The 14,958-nt window shown below is 62.0% G+C and carries 12 protein-coding genes; 2 read left to right on the top strand and 10 right to left on the bottom strand.

Features of this window, described 5'->3' with window-relative positions; translation table 11 throughout:
- Positions 1–7: 7 nt before the first annotated feature.
- Genes yacG through ACSSVC_RS30945 form a run of 4 tightly spaced genes read right to left on the bottom strand, consistent with a single transcriptional unit; the run spans position 8 to position 2,920 of the window.
- Positions 8–211, bottom strand: a complete 204-nt coding sequence (yacG, locus tag ACSSVC_RS30960; RefSeq protein WP_060841142.1) for a DNA gyrase inhibitor YacG — start codon at positions 209–211, stop codon at positions 8–10.
- Entirely contained in the window at positions 208–831 is a 624-nt protein-coding gene (gene coaE, locus ACSSVC_RS30955) for a dephospho-CoA kinase (protein WP_346636012.1), read from the bottom strand. Before coaE ends, yacG begins: the two co-directional genes overlap by 4 nt.
- The gene (locus ACSSVC_RS30950) at positions 828–1,700 is read right to left on the bottom strand and encodes a prepilin peptidase (protein WP_492611839.1); all 873 of its coding nucleotides are present in this window, start codon (positions 1,698–1,700) and stop codon (positions 828–830) included. The genes coaE and ACSSVC_RS30950 overlap by 4 nt, the downstream gene beginning before the upstream one ends.
- 2 nt (positions 1,701–1,702) lie before the next feature.
- Positions 1,703–2,920 carry a type II secretion system F family protein gene (locus tag ACSSVC_RS30945; RefSeq protein ID WP_492611838.1) on the bottom strand — a complete coding sequence of 406 codons (1,218 nt, stop codon included), beginning with the start codon at positions 2,918–2,920 and terminating at the stop codon, positions 1,703–1,705.
- 225 nt (positions 2,921–3,145) lie between these two features.
- Between ACSSVC_RS30945 and ACSSVC_RS30940 the strand changes: the two genes are divergently transcribed.
- Positions 3,146–3,562, top strand: a complete 417-nt coding sequence (locus ACSSVC_RS30940) for a pilin (protein ID WP_346636015.1) — start codon at positions 3,146–3,148, stop codon at positions 3,560–3,562.
- A gap of 239 nt (positions 3,563–3,801) precedes the next feature.
- Positions 3,802–4,158, top strand: coding sequence for a BON domain-containing protein (locus tag ACSSVC_RS30935; protein WP_346636016.1), 357 nt, complete (start codon positions 3,802–3,804; stop codon positions 4,156–4,158).
- Between the two features lie 181 nt (positions 4,159–4,339).
- On the opposite strand, the gene ACSSVC_RS30930 is transcribed toward ACSSVC_RS30935, so the two are convergent.
- From ACSSVC_RS30930 to pgi, 6 genes are all read right to left on the bottom strand, one after another.
- Positions 4,340–7,258, bottom strand: a complete 2,919-nt coding sequence (locus tag ACSSVC_RS30930) for a DUF748 domain-containing protein (protein WP_446440440.1) — start codon at positions 7,256–7,258, stop codon at positions 4,340–4,342.
- 105 nt (positions 7,259–7,363) lie between these two features.
- Positions 7,364–8,380, bottom strand: coding sequence for a class I SAM-dependent rRNA methyltransferase (locus ACSSVC_RS30925; protein ID WP_492611837.1), 1,017 nt, complete (start codon positions 8,378–8,380; stop codon positions 7,364–7,366).
- Between the two features lie 156 nt (positions 8,381–8,536).
- Entirely contained in the window at positions 8,537–9,715 is a 1,179-nt protein-coding gene (locus ACSSVC_RS30920; RefSeq protein ID WP_492611836.1) for an acetyl-CoA C-acetyltransferase, read from the bottom strand.
- 159 nt (positions 9,716–9,874) lie between these two features.
- Entirely contained in the window at positions 9,875–10,741 is an 867-nt protein-coding gene (locus ACSSVC_RS30915) for an oxygenase MpaB family protein (protein ID WP_346636397.1), read from the bottom strand.
- 51 nt (positions 10,742–10,792) lie between these two features.
- Complete coding sequence (gene acs, locus ACSSVC_RS30910) at positions 10,793–12,730, bottom strand: acetate--CoA ligase (RefSeq protein WP_346636396.1); 1,938 nt, start codon at positions 12,728–12,730, stop codon at positions 10,793–10,795.
- 127 nt (positions 12,731–12,857) lie between these two features.
- Positions 12,858–14,522: a glucose-6-phosphate isomerase gene (pgi, locus tag ACSSVC_RS30905; RefSeq protein WP_123725031.1), complete on the bottom strand. Its 1,665-nt coding sequence runs from the start codon at positions 14,520–14,522 to the stop codon at positions 12,858–12,860.
- Positions 14,523–14,958: the final 436 nt, after the last annotated feature.

The following is a 14,958-nucleotide window of genomic DNA, read 5'->3' as shown; positions in this document are numbered from 1 at the left end:
CGAGCACTCAGTGAGCGCGGGGCGGCAGTTCTTCCGAGAACAGTTCGTCCTCGGCATCCGGGCTCACTGGAATCTTGTGTTCCTCGGCAGCCCAGGCCCCCAGATCGATCAATTTGCAACGGTCGGAACAGAACGGCCGGTTGGTGTTGGCCGCGGTCCATTCCACGGGGGCGCCACAGGTTGGGCATTCAACGGTCAGGGGTTGGCTCATGACTGGCCTCCACGCAAAGTTAGGTAAAAGTGATGCAGGCGTTCGACCTCACTGCGCAACCAGGCCTGATCGCGGTCATTGACCAGCACATCGTCGGCGTGACGCAGGCGCTCCTCACGGCTGGCTTGGGCCTGAAGAATCGCCTGGACCTGCTGTTCGCTGATCTGGTCGCGCTGCAAGGTGCGTTCGATCTGCAATTGTTGCGGCACATCGATCACCAGAATCCGTTGGGTCATCCGTGACTGGCCTGACTCGATCAGCAGTGGCGACACCAGAATCGCATAGGGCGATTCGGCACGGGCCAGATGGCTGACGATCTCCTCGGCAATCAGCGGGTGCAATAGCGCCTCCAGCCAGCGTCGCTGTTCGGGGACTTCGAAGATCAGCTTGCGCAGGGCCGCACGATCCAGTTGGCCATCGGCCTGCAGCACGCCGTCACCAAAGTGCCGGGCAATCTGTTCCAGGGCCGGGCGCCCGGGCTCCACCACCCAGCGAGCGGCGTGATCGGCATCGATCACATGCACTCCCAGGTCGATGAAGTGCTGGGCGGCAGCGCTTTTGCCGCTGCCGATGCCGCCGGTGAGGCCGAGGGTCCAGGGTGTGTTTACGGAGCGAGTCATTGGAAACCGACAAACTGCAAATAGAAGTCGGTTATTTGACCACCCCAGAGCAAGGCAATCCAGCCGGCAATGGCCAGAAAGGGGCCGAAGGGTATGGGCGTCGAAGTTTTGGCCCGGTTCAGGCGCAACAGGACAGTGCCGAGAATCGCTCCCACCAGGGAAGACAGGAGCAAGGTCAGCGGCAGGATCTGCCAGCCGCCCCAGGCGCCAAGCATCGCCAACAGCTTGAAGTCGCCGTGGCCCATGCCGTCCTTGCCGGTCAGCAGTTTGAACAGCCAGAACACCGACCACAGGCACAGATAGCCGAGCACTGCGCCCCACAAGGCATCCTCCAGGCTCGCCAGCAGCCCGAAGCTGTTGGCGATCAGTCCCAACCACAGCAGTGGCAACACCAGCACGTCCGGCAGCAGTTGGTGATCGGCGTCGATCAGGCTCATGGCCAGCAGCCCCCAGCTGAGGATCAGCAGCAGGCCCGCGGGCCAGCCGAAACCGAAGTGCCAGGCGACGAACGCCGAGATCAGCCCGCAAGCCAGTTCGGTCAGCGGGTAGCGCGGGCTGATGGCGGTCCTGCAGTGAGCACAACGGCCCCGCAGCCACAGATAACTGAGCAGGGGGATGTTCTCCCAGGGCCGGATCGGTTGTGCGCAATGGGGGCACTGGGAGTGGGGCAGCAGCAGGTTGTAGGGCGCCGTCACAGGCTCGGGGGCCAGTCCCAGCACTTCGTGGGCCTGAGCCCGCCAGTCGCGTTCAAGCATCTTCGGCAGACGCCACACCAGCACGTTCAGAAAGCTGCCCACGAGTAGCCCCAGCACCAGGGCGGCAGTCACGAAGGCCATGGGGTAAAGGGTCATGACTTCAGTCAAGGACATGTTCAGATCGCTGTACCGAGTTGAAAGATGGGCAGGTACATGGCTACCACCAGGGCGCCGACGATACTGCCCAGGATGACCATGATCAACGGCTCCATGAGGCTGGTCAGGCTGTCGACCAAGTGGTCCACCTCGACCTCATAATGCGCTGCGACTTTTTCCAGCAGATGATCCAGCGTTCCGGATTCTTCACCGATGGCGGTCATCTGGATCGCCATAGTAGGGAAGACGCCGCTGGCGCGCATGGCAAAGTTCAGTTGCATGCCACTGGCCACCTGTTGGCGGATGCGCTCCACCGCTTGCCTGTAGACCTTGTTGCCACTGGCTCCGGCCACTGAATCCAGGGCCTGAACCAGGGGCACGCCAGCCGCGAAGGTGGTGGCGAGTGTGCGGGCGTAGCGGGCCACTGCGGACTTGTGCAGCAGGGGGCCGGCCAAGGGCAGGCGCAGCAGTCCCTGATCCACAGCGTCCCGCAGGCGCGCTGAGCGCCGATAGGCCTGCCTGATCCCGCCCCCCATCAGCAGGCCGGCACTGAGCAGCCAGCCGCCGTGGCTCTGGATGACGTGGGAAAGGGCGATGACCCATTGGGTCAGTAGCGGCAATTGGGCATTGAACCCGGCGAACAGGCTCTGGAATTGGGGAACCACCTTGAGCAATAGAATGCTGCTGACCAGGATGGCCACGCCGATCACCGCCAGGGGGTAGACCATGGCCTTTTTTACCCGGGCCTTGAGGTTCTCGCTTTTTTCCCTGTAGGTGGCGACCCTTTCCAACAGGGTATCCAGGGCTCCGGCCTGTTCGCCGGCATCCACCAGATTGCAGTACAGCTCGTCAAAGTGGCGCGGATGCCGGCGCAGCGCCGTGGCCAGGCTGGAGCCGGCCTCGATGTCGCGCTTGAGGCTGGCCAGCAGTTGGCGCATCAACGGCTGGACGAAACTCTCGGCAATGATTTCCAAGGCTTGCAGCAGGGGCACGCCGGCCTGCATCAGGGTTGCCAGTTGCCGGGTGAACAGGGCGATCTCCCGGGCCCTGACCCGCTGACCCAGTCGCAACCAGACCCTGGGTTTGCGGCGTACCCGAGTTGGAGTGATGCCCTGCCTGCGCAATTGGGCTCGGATCAGCGCCGGGTTTGCAGCGCTCAACTCGCCGGCCATCTTGTGGCCCTGGCCGTCGGTGCCTTGCCACAGATAGACGCTGGCAACGGGTGCTTTTACCGCCATGGTTCGATCCTTGATGCAGGGGTGAGCTTCCTGAAGCCTAGCTGCCGGGCACCTGCCGCATAGGGTCACGAGATGACGGAATTTGTCAGTTTGTGCGACTCCTTGCGCTCAAGGCCATGGGCTATCACCGCTGCAGCCCTTGAATTCCGTGGGGGCGACCCTGGCACAGGGCATGCTTCAAGCCTTGCTGATTATCCAAGGTGCATTCTTGCCAGGAGGCAGCCCATGAAACATCAATCCGCTTTTACCCTGATCGAATTGCTGGTGGTGGTAGCCATCATTGGCATTCTCGTCACAGTGGCGATGCCGCTGTATGCCAAGTACCAGGTGCGGGCCAAGATGATTGCCGCGCTGGCCGAGGCGTCGGCGCTGAAGGTCAATGTCGAGGACCTGCTCAACCAGGGGACCGATCCGACTCTGGCCCTGGCCGGTGGCACGCCCCTGACGTCGAACTGCCGAATGAATGCCGAGGGCACGGCAGCCACCGGTGAAGGCAGTATTGGCTGCACCCTCCTCAATGCTCCGGGCCCGGTGTTGAACAAGACGCTGGTACTGAGCCGTTCGCCAGCTTCCGGATGGACGTGCACCACCACAGTGGAGGCCGATTATGCGCCCAAGGGCTGCGTTACGGACGACGCCTAAGTCTCGGCAGGCTGCTGTGCAGCGGGCTTGATGGACCGCATCGAAAAAGCCGCAACTTGCATGCAGATTGTTGGGCGGTCATGCATTTTGCATGATGTCGATTTTTCGGCTTTATTATAAGTTATTGTTTTTTATGGATATTTTATGGTGTCTAGACTTGGCACAGCACCTGCAATATCCCTCATAACCCTGTTGCCAGGACACGGCGCAGGCTTTCTAAAAGAACAGGAGTTACTCGTATGAAGAAGTTCGCTATTGCTGCTGCAACTGCTACCGCTCTGACCCTGACCATGGCCAACGCAGCATTTGCGCAGACCACTCAAAGCACCCAGTCGCCTATGGTTGTGGCTGCCGGTGAAGTGACCAAGGCCAAAGAGGCCACCTCCGATACCTGGATCACCACCAAAGTGAAAAGCGATCTGGTAACCGAGAAAGGCATTCCTGGCACCGACATCAAGGTTGAAACCAACAAGGGCGTCGTATCGCTGTCGTCCACCGTGGCCATTACTGAGTCGCAGAAAGCCACTGCAGTGGCAATCACCAAGAAAATCAAAGGCGTTAAAGCGGTCTCTGCCGACGGCCTGAAAGCCGAGTAAGACCCCAAGCTTCTCGCCTGGACAGGGAGAGGGTGCGGTAGACGAGCCAAGTGATACGTCTGCCGCTTCTTTCAAGGGTTCATGCGGAAGATCACAAGGATGTGATCATTACAGGCCCCGGCACATTGTGTCGGGGCCTGTTCTATTAGGCGGGGGTACGCCGCTCAAGGCGGCGCGGGCCTTACTCGCTGTCCAGGTGCAGCGGGGTGACCACCTTGCCGTCGCTTTCGGCCTGGCCGAGGTTGGCATCAATGAAGTAGACCCGGTCATCGGCCAACTGGCCCTTGTCCACCAGGAAGTCCTTGATACTGCTGGCCCGTTCCTGGCCCAGTTGGCGCAGCAACACGTCGCTGCCGCTCCAGAACTTGATCAGCCCCTCACGCAGTTTGGCACTGCGCTCGTCGCGGCTGAGCTGGGCCCATTCGGCTGGAGGTTGCTGTTTCAGGCGGGTGCGGTAGATGCCTTCGAGCAATGGCGATTTCTCGCCCTCGGGAACCTGCAGCAAGGATGCCTGGGCCGGAACCTTGTCGCCGCGCCGTTGCAGGATCTTGTAGTAGTTGTACTGGTATTCACGCTCCAGACGCTGTTCGGCGATCAGTGGACCGTCGCTGCTCTGGGCGCTAGTGCCTTCGATCTCCAGGCGCAGGGTCGGACGCTCCTTGAGGGCCTTGGCCAGGGTGGTGAGGGCCGACTCGGACTCCTTGCTCAACTCGCTGGAGCCCGGGGCGAAGGACACATTGCTCAGGTCTTCGGAACCGCCGCCAGTGACCAGGCCGCCAATGAACTTGAAGGGTGCCTGGGCTGCTCGCAGCACCAGATTGCGCAGGGTCTGCCAGACGATTGGCATTACGCTGAACTGCGGGTTGTTGAGGTCGCCGGAAATCGGCAACTCGATGGAAATCTTGCCGTCGGTGTCTTTCAGCAGGGCCACGGCCAGGCGGATCGGCAGGTCCACGGCGTCCGGGCTGTCGACCTTTTCACCCAGTTGCAGTTGTTCGACCACCAGTTTGTTCTCGGCCTTGAGCTGGCCCTTGGTGATCATGTAGTGCAAGTCGAGGTTGAGTCGGCCCTTGCGAATACGGAAACCGGCGAACTTGCCGGAATAGGGCGTCAGGGTGGTCAGCTCCACTCGCTTGAAGCTGGTGGCGATATCCAGTGCGGCCATTGGATCGAAGGGGTTGACGCTGCCCTTGATGGTCACTGGAGCATAACGGTCGACCTTGCCCTTGACGTCCACTTCCGCCGGCTTGGCCTGGCGGCTGTCGATGGTGCCGATATGCCCGTTGAGTTGCTGGACTGCGGTGGCGAAGTTCGGTGTCAGGCTCAGGTCGGCGAAGTTGGCCGAACCATCGTTGATGGCGATTTCACCAATGTGAATACCCAGTGGCTTGCTGGAGCTTGGGGCGGGCTTGCCCGAGGATTTGCTGCTGCCACCTGCGGGTTGTGGAATCAGCAAGTCGTCGATATTGGTGGTGCGGTCATCGTTGATGATGAAGCGCGCATAAGGCTGCATCAGGTTGACTCGGCTGATGGTCAGGCTGTCACCGTGCTGATAGTTCAGGCCCTCCACCACCACTTGTTTCCACTTTACGAAGTCGCGGGTCTTGAGGGTGTCCAGGGTGTGCAACTGATCCACTTCGGCCCGGCCGGTGATGCTGAAAGTCAGCGGCTCGACTTTCTTCAGGTCCACCGCCAGGTCACTGCCGAGCATGCCGCTACGCAGTTCCAGGCGAATGAACGGGCTGATGTAGGACTGGGCGACCCGCAGGTCGATGTCTTTGGTCTGCACCTTGAGTTTGGCGGTGATGGGGTTGAGGTTGACCTCGCCGGTGGCGCTGACCTTGCCTTGTTTACCCAGGCCGGTATCGAGCTTTAGGGTGAAAGGCGACTGGTTGAGGCTGTCGAAGTTCTTCAGGTCCAGGTTCAGCGGGCCCACATCCAGGGCCACGGCCGGTTTGGCCTGGCGGTCGGCCAGGTGCACCTGATAGTTGCGCAGCTCCACGTCCTTGAGCAGAACCTGCCAGGGCTTGCCGGGGGCTGCGGGATCCTTGGGGGTGTCGGCTGTGGCTGGCTGAGGCTTGGCGGCCGGCTTGGCGGGTTGGCTGGCGAAGAGCTTTTGCCAGTCCAGTTGGCCATCGGCTTCAAGGGCGGCCCAGGTCTCCAGCTTCTGGCTGCGGATCTTGCCGACTATTACGTGCTGCTTGGCCAGGTCCACCATTGCTTCGCTGATATCCAGGCGCTCCAGACGCGCCAGGGGGCGACCGTCCGGGGCCTTGATGGCAAATGGAGCAATGCTGATGGAGGTATTGTCCAGCAGCAGTTCGGTTTCCTTGGTCAGGCTGAATTTATAGTGGGTGCTGAGGTTTACCACGCCGTCTTCCAGCACCAGCGGTACGGCATCACGTACATAGGGCCACCAGGCTTTCATCTTGCCGTCGGTGACTTTCAAGGTGCCTTCGGAAGTCAGCGGGGTCACGCTGAAGTTGCCGCTCCAGTCGATCTGTCCGCCTTCCGGGCCGGTGGCCACCAGGGTCATGTCGGCGCTGTCATCCGGCAGGGTGCTGAGGTTCTTCAATTCAAAGTCGAGTTTGTTGTAGAGAAACTCGATGGGCTCGCTGGGGCGCAGGTCCTTGAAGTGCAGATAGCCGCCCGCCAGCTTGATGCGTTCAATGCGAACGGGAAACGGCTTGGCGTCGGGATCGCTCGGGGTCGGTTCGCTGGCAGGCAGCTTGAACAGGGCCAGGAGGTTGAGCTTGCCTTCCTTGTCAAAGAGGATCTCGGTCTTGGGCTGGTCCAGTTCGACGTCCGCCAGATGCAGGGCGCGTTTCCACAGACTGTCCAATTGCAGATTGGCGTAAAGGCGCTCGAAGGCAATTTGCTCCTTGCCCGGTTCGCCGATGCTCAGGCCCCAGAGGGTCAGTTCCAGGCTGAAGGGGTTGAGTTCGATACGCTGAATATGAGCCGGAGTCGTGGCGTAGTTGGCCAGTTGCTGGTTGGCCACCCGCAAGGCAATGCCCGGCAAAATCAGAAAGCCCAGCAGACTGTAAAGGGCGAGAGCGGTCAACAAGGCGCAGAGAGCGCGAATCAATCCTTTGGTCATGCGAGGCTTCATCTATCTGAATCGGAAGTGCCTTGGAGTATGGCACGCGTTTACGGTTCCGAAACCATCACAGTCTTCAGGATTGTTCAGATTTTTTGCCCTTGATCAAAGTTGCAGGATCAGTGTTTTCAGCGGCGGTTGTCCGTCCTGGGAAGGGAAGTCCGCAGCAGGGGGAAGGACCTGGCAATCGCGCACAGGCCGCCCGGCTTTCTCGGCACAGCGCAACACTTGCTCTCGCCAGTCCTGCAACGACACCTTGGCCAGGTTGTTACAGCAGATCAGCACACCCTCTTCGGCGGTGGCCAGCAGTGCCGGCTTCAGCAGGCTCTGGTAATCACGCAGCAGGTCGACGGTGCCGAAGGCACTCTTGGCCCAAGCAGGAGGGTCCAGCAGGACCAGATCGTATTGGCGTTGTTCAAGACGTGGGTAGCTGGGGAGCTTCTGTCCGCGTCGCTGACTGATGGGCAGGCCCGCCAGTTGGCGGATCGCTGGGAAGTAGTCCGACTGCACGAACTGCATGCCGGGTAGCTGCGGGTTGAGTTGGCCGTTTTCCCGACCTACCGCCAGATTGCCTTCGGCGAAGTCCAGGTTGCAGACCTCCCGGGCGCCTCCGGCTGCAGCGCTGAGGCCGACGCCACAGGTATAGGCAAAAAGATTGAGCACGCTTTTCCCGGCACTGTGCTGCTTGACCCAGCCGCGAGCGTTGCGCAGGTCGAGAAACAGCAACGGGTCTTGCCCGGCATGACGGCCACGGACTCGATAATTCAGTCCCCATTCGTGGCCGACCAGATCCGCCAGGGCGCTGTCCTCGGCGCGGTACACCGAGTCTTCACGGTCGATACGCGAGTTGCCTCGGGAGCGATCGTTGTAGACCAGCAGCGTCGACAGGTTCAGCTGTTGATTGATGGTCTCGTGCAGTTGCAGCAGGGCATCGCGTTCCAGCGTCTGGTGAAAGCTCTGTACCAGCAGTTGCGGCCCATAACGGTCGACGGTCAGGCCACCGGCACCTTCCTGGCTGCCGTGGAACAGGCGATAGCAGTCGGTACCTTGCTGGTGCAGTTCGGCGAGCAGGTCTTGACGGTGATCGAGGGCGGCGCGCAGCGCCTGATTCAAGGAAGACATGCAGGGCGCCTTGGAGAAGAGGAATAAGGCGCCGCAGTTTACCAGCGTCCCGCCAGTTGTAGGAGCCAGCTTGCTGGCGAAAGCGGCCTCACGGGTGCCTTCGCTGGCAAGCCAGCTCCTACAGGGGGCGGTTGTTGCGGGGGTGGTCCGCGCCGGTTAGCGCTCGATGGCCAATGCCACGCCCTGACCGCCGCCGATGCACAGGGTCGCCAGACCTTTCTTGGCATCGCGCTTGAGCATTTCATGCAGCAGGGTCACCAGCACCCGGCAGCCCGACGCGCCGATCGGGTGGCCGATGGCAATGGCGCCACCGTTGACGTTGACCTTGCTCGCGTCCCATTCCAGCTCCTTGGCCACGGACAGGGATTGTGCGGCGAAGGCTTCATTGGCTTCGATCAGGTCCAGTTGGTCCAGGGTCCAGCCGGCCTTGTCCAGGCAGCGACGGGTGGCGGAGACCGGGCCGATGCCCATGATCGCCGGGTCAACCCCGGCGTTGGCGTAGGCGGCGATTCTGGCCAGGACCGGCAGGCCCAGGGCCCGGGCCTTGCTGGCGCTCATCAGCATCACCGCGGCAGCGCCGTCGTTCAGCGCCGAGGCGTTGCCGGCGGTGACAGTGCCGTCTTTCTTGAACGCGGGCTTGAGCTTGGCCAGGGCTTCGGCGGTGGTGCCGGGGCGTGGCTGCTCGTCGGTGGCGAAGGTCAGCGGCTCGCCCTTGCGCTGGGGAATCTGGATCGGGGTGATCTCGTCGACAAAGCGCCCGGCCTCGATGGCCGCTGCGGCCTTCTGTTGGGAAGCGGCGGCGAAGGCGTCCTGGGCTTCACGGCTTATGCCGTACTTGTCCACCAGGTTCTCGGCGGTGATGCCCATGTGGTAGTCGTTGAAAGCGTCCCACAGGCCGTCGCTGATCATGGAGTCGATCATCTGGCTGTGGCCCATGCGCAGGCCGGTGCGGGCGCCGGGCAGTACGTAGTTGGACAGGCTCATGTTTTCCTGGCCACCGGCGATGATCACTTCGGCATCGCCGCAGCGAATGGCCTGGGCGCCCAGGTGCAGGGCCTTGAGGCCCGAGCCGCAGACCTTGTTCAGGGTCATGGCGGGCACGGCGTGGGGCAGACCGGCCTTGATCGCGGCCTGGCGGGCGGGGTTCTGCCCGGCGCCGGCGGTGAGCACCTGGCCCATGATCACTTCGTCGACCTGGGCCGGGTCGATGCCGGTCTGGGCCAGCAGTTGGCGGATCACGGCGGCGCCCAGGTCAACGGCGGGAATGCCCGCCAGGGAGCCCTGGAAACTGCCTACGGCGGTACGAGTGGCGGCAACGATGACGACGTCTTGCATGATCGAATCCTTATGTTCGGTGGCGGGGAGCTGCGACGCGTGGGGCTCGTGAAATGGCCCGCGCAGGCGTTTGCAGTGCGGAAAATCATGGTTGCACACAACCCGGGAGACCGGCCAATCGCGAACCGGCCGGTCGTGTTGTGCATGAGCGGTCGGCTTCTACAGACCCATGCGTCGTTTCGCCCGATGCACTGAACTGTCCCGCACCGCCCAGCGCAGCATCGGTGTACTGCGTTTGACGCTGGCTCGAATCAGCTGACGTTGCAGCGGGTTCTGATTGACGTCGAGCATGGCGCTGGCCCAGTCCGGCAGCAGGTCGATACCGGCCTGCATCATCAATGAGCCAAAGGGCTTGGCCAGGCGACTGGGGGCGGGAGCCGCCTGTAGCAGACGCAGAACCTCCCGACTGCGCTCGTCGCACAGCAGTTGGGGACGCATAGCCTGCAGGTAGTCGGCCACCGCCCGCCGCGAGCGGGGTACATCCCGGGCGCCGAGACGTTCGGCGATCAGAGCAATCTCGTCGTAGTAGCGGTCCTGGTCCGCCCCTGACAGACGAGGGTTGAGGTAGCGCAGGTGAGCGGCGAGAAAACTGCTGACTTCCGCCACATGCACCCAGGTCAACAGTTCCGGATCGCTGGCGGCATAACGACGGCCATCAGGGGCGGTGCCCACTATATGCAGGTGAATAGTGCGTACTTTGTCGATCAGCCACTCGGCGTCCTGACGGGAGCCGAAGGTGGTGCCGGAAATGAACTGTCCGGTGCGGCGCAGGCGGCCGATCATGTCCTGGCGAAAGTTCGAGTGGTCCCAGACCCCGGCCAGAGCCAGGGGGTGCAGGGCTTGCATCAGCAAGGCACTGATGCCACCGATCAGCATGCTGCTGAAGTCGGCATGTACCTGCCAACTGATCGAGCCCGGCCCGAACAGGCCGGGGTCGCCCTTGGGATGCTCCAGGTCGAGTTGCCCCAGGGAGAGGCCTGACAAGCTCATGACCTGGCTTTCGATACGGCTGCGAATGAATTCCATGACAGCTCGGTGCGGGTAGTGAAAAAAGGCGCGGCCATGGCCGCGCCGGTTTCAAGCGTTCAGGCGCTTGGCGATCAGCCCGTCCACCACACTGGGGTCCGCCAGGGTCGAAGTGTCCCCCAAGGTATCCAGTTCGTTGCAGGCGATCTTGCGCAGGATACGCCGCATGATCTTGCCCGAGCGAGTTTTCGGCAGGGCCGCAGCCCACTGGATCAGCTCCGGTTTGGCAAAGCTGCCGATTTCACGGCTGACCAGGGCCAGCAGTTCCTTTTTCAGTTCCTCGTCGGGTTCGATGCCTTGCATCGGCGTGACAAAGGCATAGATCCCCTGGCCCTTGAGGTCATGGGGGTAGCCCACCACCGCCGCTTCGGCGATGCCGTCGTGGAGCACCAGCGCGCTTTCCACTTCGGCAGTGCCGATGCGGTGCCCGGAGACGTTGATCACATCATCGATGCGCCCGGTGATCCAATAGCTGCCGTCCTCGTCCCGACGCGCGCCGTCACCGGTGAAGTAGTAGCCGGGATAGGGCGCGAAGTAGGTTTCGACCATGCGCTTGGGATCGCCGTAGACGCTGCGTATCTGCGCCGGCCAACTGGCCTTGATGGCCAGGATGCCGCTGCCGGTACCTTGAATTTCCTTGCCCTGGTCGTCCAGTAGCACAGGTTGTACGCCGAACATCGGGGTTGAGGCGCAGCCGGGTTTGATCTGCTGGGCGCTGACCAGGGGGCTGAGCATGATGCCGCCGGTTTCGGTCTGCCACCACGTATCGACGATCGGGCAGCGTTGCTCGCCCACTACATTGAAATACCACTCCCAGGCTTCCGGGTTGATCGGCTCGCCAACACTGCCCAAGAGACGCAGGCTGCTGCGGGAGGTGCGTTGTACCGGGTCGTTGCCTTCGCGCATCAGGGCCCGCAGGGCGGTGGGGGCGGTGTAGAAGATGTTCACCTGATGCTTATCCACCACCTCCCAGAAACGCGAGGTGCTGGGGTAGTTGGGCACGCCTTCGAAGATCAGTGTGGTGGCGCCGTTGGCCAGGGGACCGTAGAGGATGTAGCTGTGGCCGGTGACCCAGCCGACGTCGGCGGTGCACCAGAAGACCTCGCCGTCGCGGTAGTCCAGCACGTACTTGAAGGTCATGGCGGCCTGCAGCAGATAACCGCCAGTAGTGTGCAGTACGCCTTTGGGTTTGCCGGTGCTGCCGGAGGTATAGAGGATGAACAGTGGGTCTTCGGCGTCCATCGGCACGGGGGCGCACAGGTCGCTGGCCGCGGCCACGGCCTGCTGGTAGGAAATGTCGCGGCCCTCTACCCAGTTCACGGGGTTGCCGGTGCGCTCGACCACCACCACGCTGCTGACGTCGGGGCAACTGAGCAGGGCCTTGTCGACGTTGCTCTTGAGGGGAATCTGTTTGCCACCGCGCACGCCTTCGTCGGCGGTGATCAGGGTGCGGCAGTCGGCGTTGAGAATCCGGTCGCGCAGGGCCTCCGGGGAGAAGCCGCCGAACACCACCGAATGCACGGCACCGATCCGGGTGCAGGCGAGCATGGCGTAGGCCACTTCGGGAATCATCGGCATGTAGATACACACCCGGTCGCCTTTTTTCACGCCACGGCTTTTCAGCACGTTGGCCAGGCGGCAGACATGCCCGTGAAGTTCTTTGTAGGTGATGGAACGGGAGTCGGCAGGATTGTCGCCCTCCCAGATGATCGCGGCCTGATCACCGCGCTTTTCCAGATGACGATCGATGCAGTTGTAGCTGACGTTGAGCTGGCCTCCGCGGAACCAGCTGGCTTCACCGGTGCGGATATCGTGGCTGTGCACGCTGTCCCAGGGGCTGCTCCAGTGCAGGAAACGCTTGGCCTGCTCGGCCCAGAACACATCTGGTTGCTCAATGGATTGGCGGTAGAGGTGGTGGTAGTCGTCCTGACTCATTTGCGCCGCCCGGCGGACGGCATCGGCTTTCGGAAAAGTGCTGATATCGAACATGACGGTTCCTTATTCTTGTTTTGCGACAAGTCATAAGGGTGCGCACAAGTGTCAGGAAGGTTCAAGGGGGGAGGGCCGGGGCCCAGACGGGAGCCGGCGCACCGGCTCCCGGAGGAGAGAAGGTTGATCAGCCGCGGTGACGGCCGCGGAAGTAGTTGATCAAGCCTTGGGTCGATGCGTCGTCAGCCAGGGTCTCGTCGCTGCCGACCAGGCGGTTGTAGACGCCCTTGCCCAGCTCTTTGCCCAGTTCCACGCCCCATTGGTCGAAGGCGTTGATACCCCAGACCACGCTTTGCACGAAGACCTTGTGTTCGTACAGGGCTACCAGGGCGCCCAGGCGCCGCGGGCTGATGCGCTCCACCACCAGGGTGTTGCTCGGACGGTTGCCGGGAATCACCTTGTGCGGCGCGAGTTTCGCCACTTCGGCTTCGCTCAGGCCTTTGTCCCGCAGCTCGCTCTCGGCTTCGGCGCGGGTCTTGCCCAGCATCAGCGCCTGGCTCTGGGACAGGCAGTTAGCGTACAGCCACTGGTGGTGGTCGGCCACCGGGTTGAAGCTGACGATCGGCACGATGAAGTCGGCCGGAATCAGCTGGGTGCCCTGGTGCAGCAACTGGTGATAGGCGTGCTGACCGTTGCAGCCTACGCCGCCCCAGATCACCGGGCCGGTATCGGTCGCTACCGGAGTACCGTCCTGGCGCACACTCTTGCCGTTGGATTCCATGTCCAATTGCTGCAAGTGCTTGGTGATGTTGCGCAGGTAGTGGTCGTACGGCAGGATCGCGTGGCTTTGCGCGCCCCAGAAGTTGCCGTACCACACACCCAGTAGGGCCAGCAGTACCGGCATGTTCTGTTCGAACGGTGCACTCTGGAAGTGCTGGTCCATGGTGTAGGCACCGGACAGCAGTTCCTTGAAGTTGGACATGCCGATGGCCAGGGCGATCGGCAGGCCGATGGCGGACCACAGCGAGTAGCGACCGCCAACCCAGTCCCACATCGGGAAGATGTTCTCTTCACGAATACCGAAGGCCACTGCCGCCGCATTGTTGCTCGACACGGCGATGAAGTGGCGATGCAACTCGGCTTCGGAGCCGCCCTGGGCCAGGTACCAGGCCCGCGCCGCCTGGGCGTTCTTCAGGGTTTCGAGGGTGTTGAAGGACTTCGAAGAGACAATGAACAGTGTGGTTTCTGCACGAATCTTCGCCGAAAGCTCATGGAACTCGCTGCCGTCGATGTTGGCCAGGTAGTGGCAGCGCACGCCTTTCTGGGCGTAGGACAACAGCGCTTCGGATACCAGTTCAGGGCCGAGGAAGGAGCCGCCGATACCGATGTTGACCACGTCAGTGATGGGCTTCTCGGTGTAGCCGCGCCACAGGCCGTCGTGGATGCGTCCTACCAGTTCGGTGATCTGGTTCAGTACCTTGTGTACTTCGGGCATCACGTTGACGCCATTGACCGACAGCTTGTCGCCCACTGGGCGGCGCAGCGCAGTGTGCAGTGCCGGGCGGCCTTCGGAGGCGTTGACCAGCTCACCGGTAACCATGGACTTGATGGCATCGGCCAGACCGACTTCCTTGGCCAGATTCACCAGCAGTTCGCGGGTCTGGCTGGTGATCAGGTTCTTCGAGTAGTCGAGAAAGAGTCCGCAGCTGCTCAGGGTAAATTGGCTGAAGCGCTGAGGATCGGCATTGAAGGCTTCGCGCATGCTGAAATCCTGCATGGCTTGGCGGTGTTCTTTCAACGCTTGCCAGGCGGGCAGAGCGGTAACGTCGTGAGGAGTGCGGTAGTACGCCATCGCTGCGGTTTTCCTTTTGCTTGAACTGCCTTTTGGACACTGAGAAGCCCGGAACGTCCTGCGCGGTCTCAAGGACCTCGTTCGTTCAGCCCTGTGCTGATTCGATTAATCTCCCAGGGCGATAACAGTAACCCCAGCGTGCTGTTCTGTCTTGGCTTTGTCCGACTTGTGGCCGGTACTATTTTGTACTGGCGGGGCCAATCAGGGCTGCATGGGGGGCTTTCAGCGGGAATAAACGGGGTTGGACTCGGGTGACCTCAACGGGGACCCCATGGCGTTATGGTTCCGCTCGTTGCCGGGGACATCTACAGTCTGCGAGGTTTGAAACTGAGCCGATCGGCAAGATGGCACGCATGGGAAATTCCTGGGTCGGATCCTCGAACAGGACCTGCAGTATTAGCTGCAGGCCCCAGCCGGCGGCAGTTTGCCCGAAGGT

The sequence above is a fragment of the Pseudomonas sp. E1BtOHC1 genome, from assembly GCF_058744285.1.
This window is presented reverse-complemented; position numbering and strand designations above follow the sequence as displayed.

Coding starts and splice junctions, on each gene's coding strand:
- yacG (WP_060841142.1), bottom strand. CDS start 211: ATGAGCCAACCCCTGACCGTTGAATGCCCAACCTGTGGCGCCCCCGTG.
- coaE (WP_346636012.1), bottom strand. CDS start 831: ATGACTCGCTCCGTAAACACACCCTGGACCCTCGGCCTCACCGGCGGC.
- ACSSVC_RS30950 (WP_492611839.1), bottom strand. CDS start 1,700: ATGTCCTTGACTGAAGTCATGACCCTTTACCCCATGGCCTTCGTGACT.
- ACSSVC_RS30945 (WP_492611838.1), bottom strand. CDS start 2,920: ATGGCGGTAAAAGCACCCGTTGCCAGCGTCTATCTGTGGCAAGGCACC.
- ACSSVC_RS30940 (WP_346636015.1), top strand. CDS start 3,146: ATGAAACATCAATCCGCTTTTACCCTGATCGAATTGCTGGTGGTGGTA.
- ACSSVC_RS30935 (WP_346636016.1), top strand. CDS start 3,802: ATGAAGAAGTTCGCTATTGCTGCTGCAACTGCTACCGCTCTGACCCTG.
- ACSSVC_RS30930 (WP_446440440.1), bottom strand. CDS start 7,258: ATGACCAAAGGATTGATTCGCGCTCTCTGCGCCTTGTTGACCGCTCTC.
- ACSSVC_RS30925 (WP_492611837.1), bottom strand. CDS start 8,380: ATGTCTTCCTTGAATCAGGCGCTGCGCGCCGCCCTCGATCACCGTCAA.
- ACSSVC_RS30920 (WP_492611836.1), bottom strand. CDS start 9,715: ATGCAAGACGTCGTCATCGTTGCCGCCACTCGTACCGCCGTAGGCAGT.
- ACSSVC_RS30915 (WP_346636397.1), bottom strand. CDS start 10,741: ATGGAATTCATTCGCAGCCGTATCGAAAGCCAGGTCATGAGCTTGTCA.
- acs (WP_346636396.1), bottom strand. CDS start 12,730: ATGTTCGATATCAGCACTTTTCCGAAAGCCGATGCCGTCCGCCGGGCG.
- pgi (WP_123725031.1), bottom strand. CDS start 14,522: ATGGCGTACTACCGCACTCCTCACGACGTTACCGCTCTGCCCGCCTGG.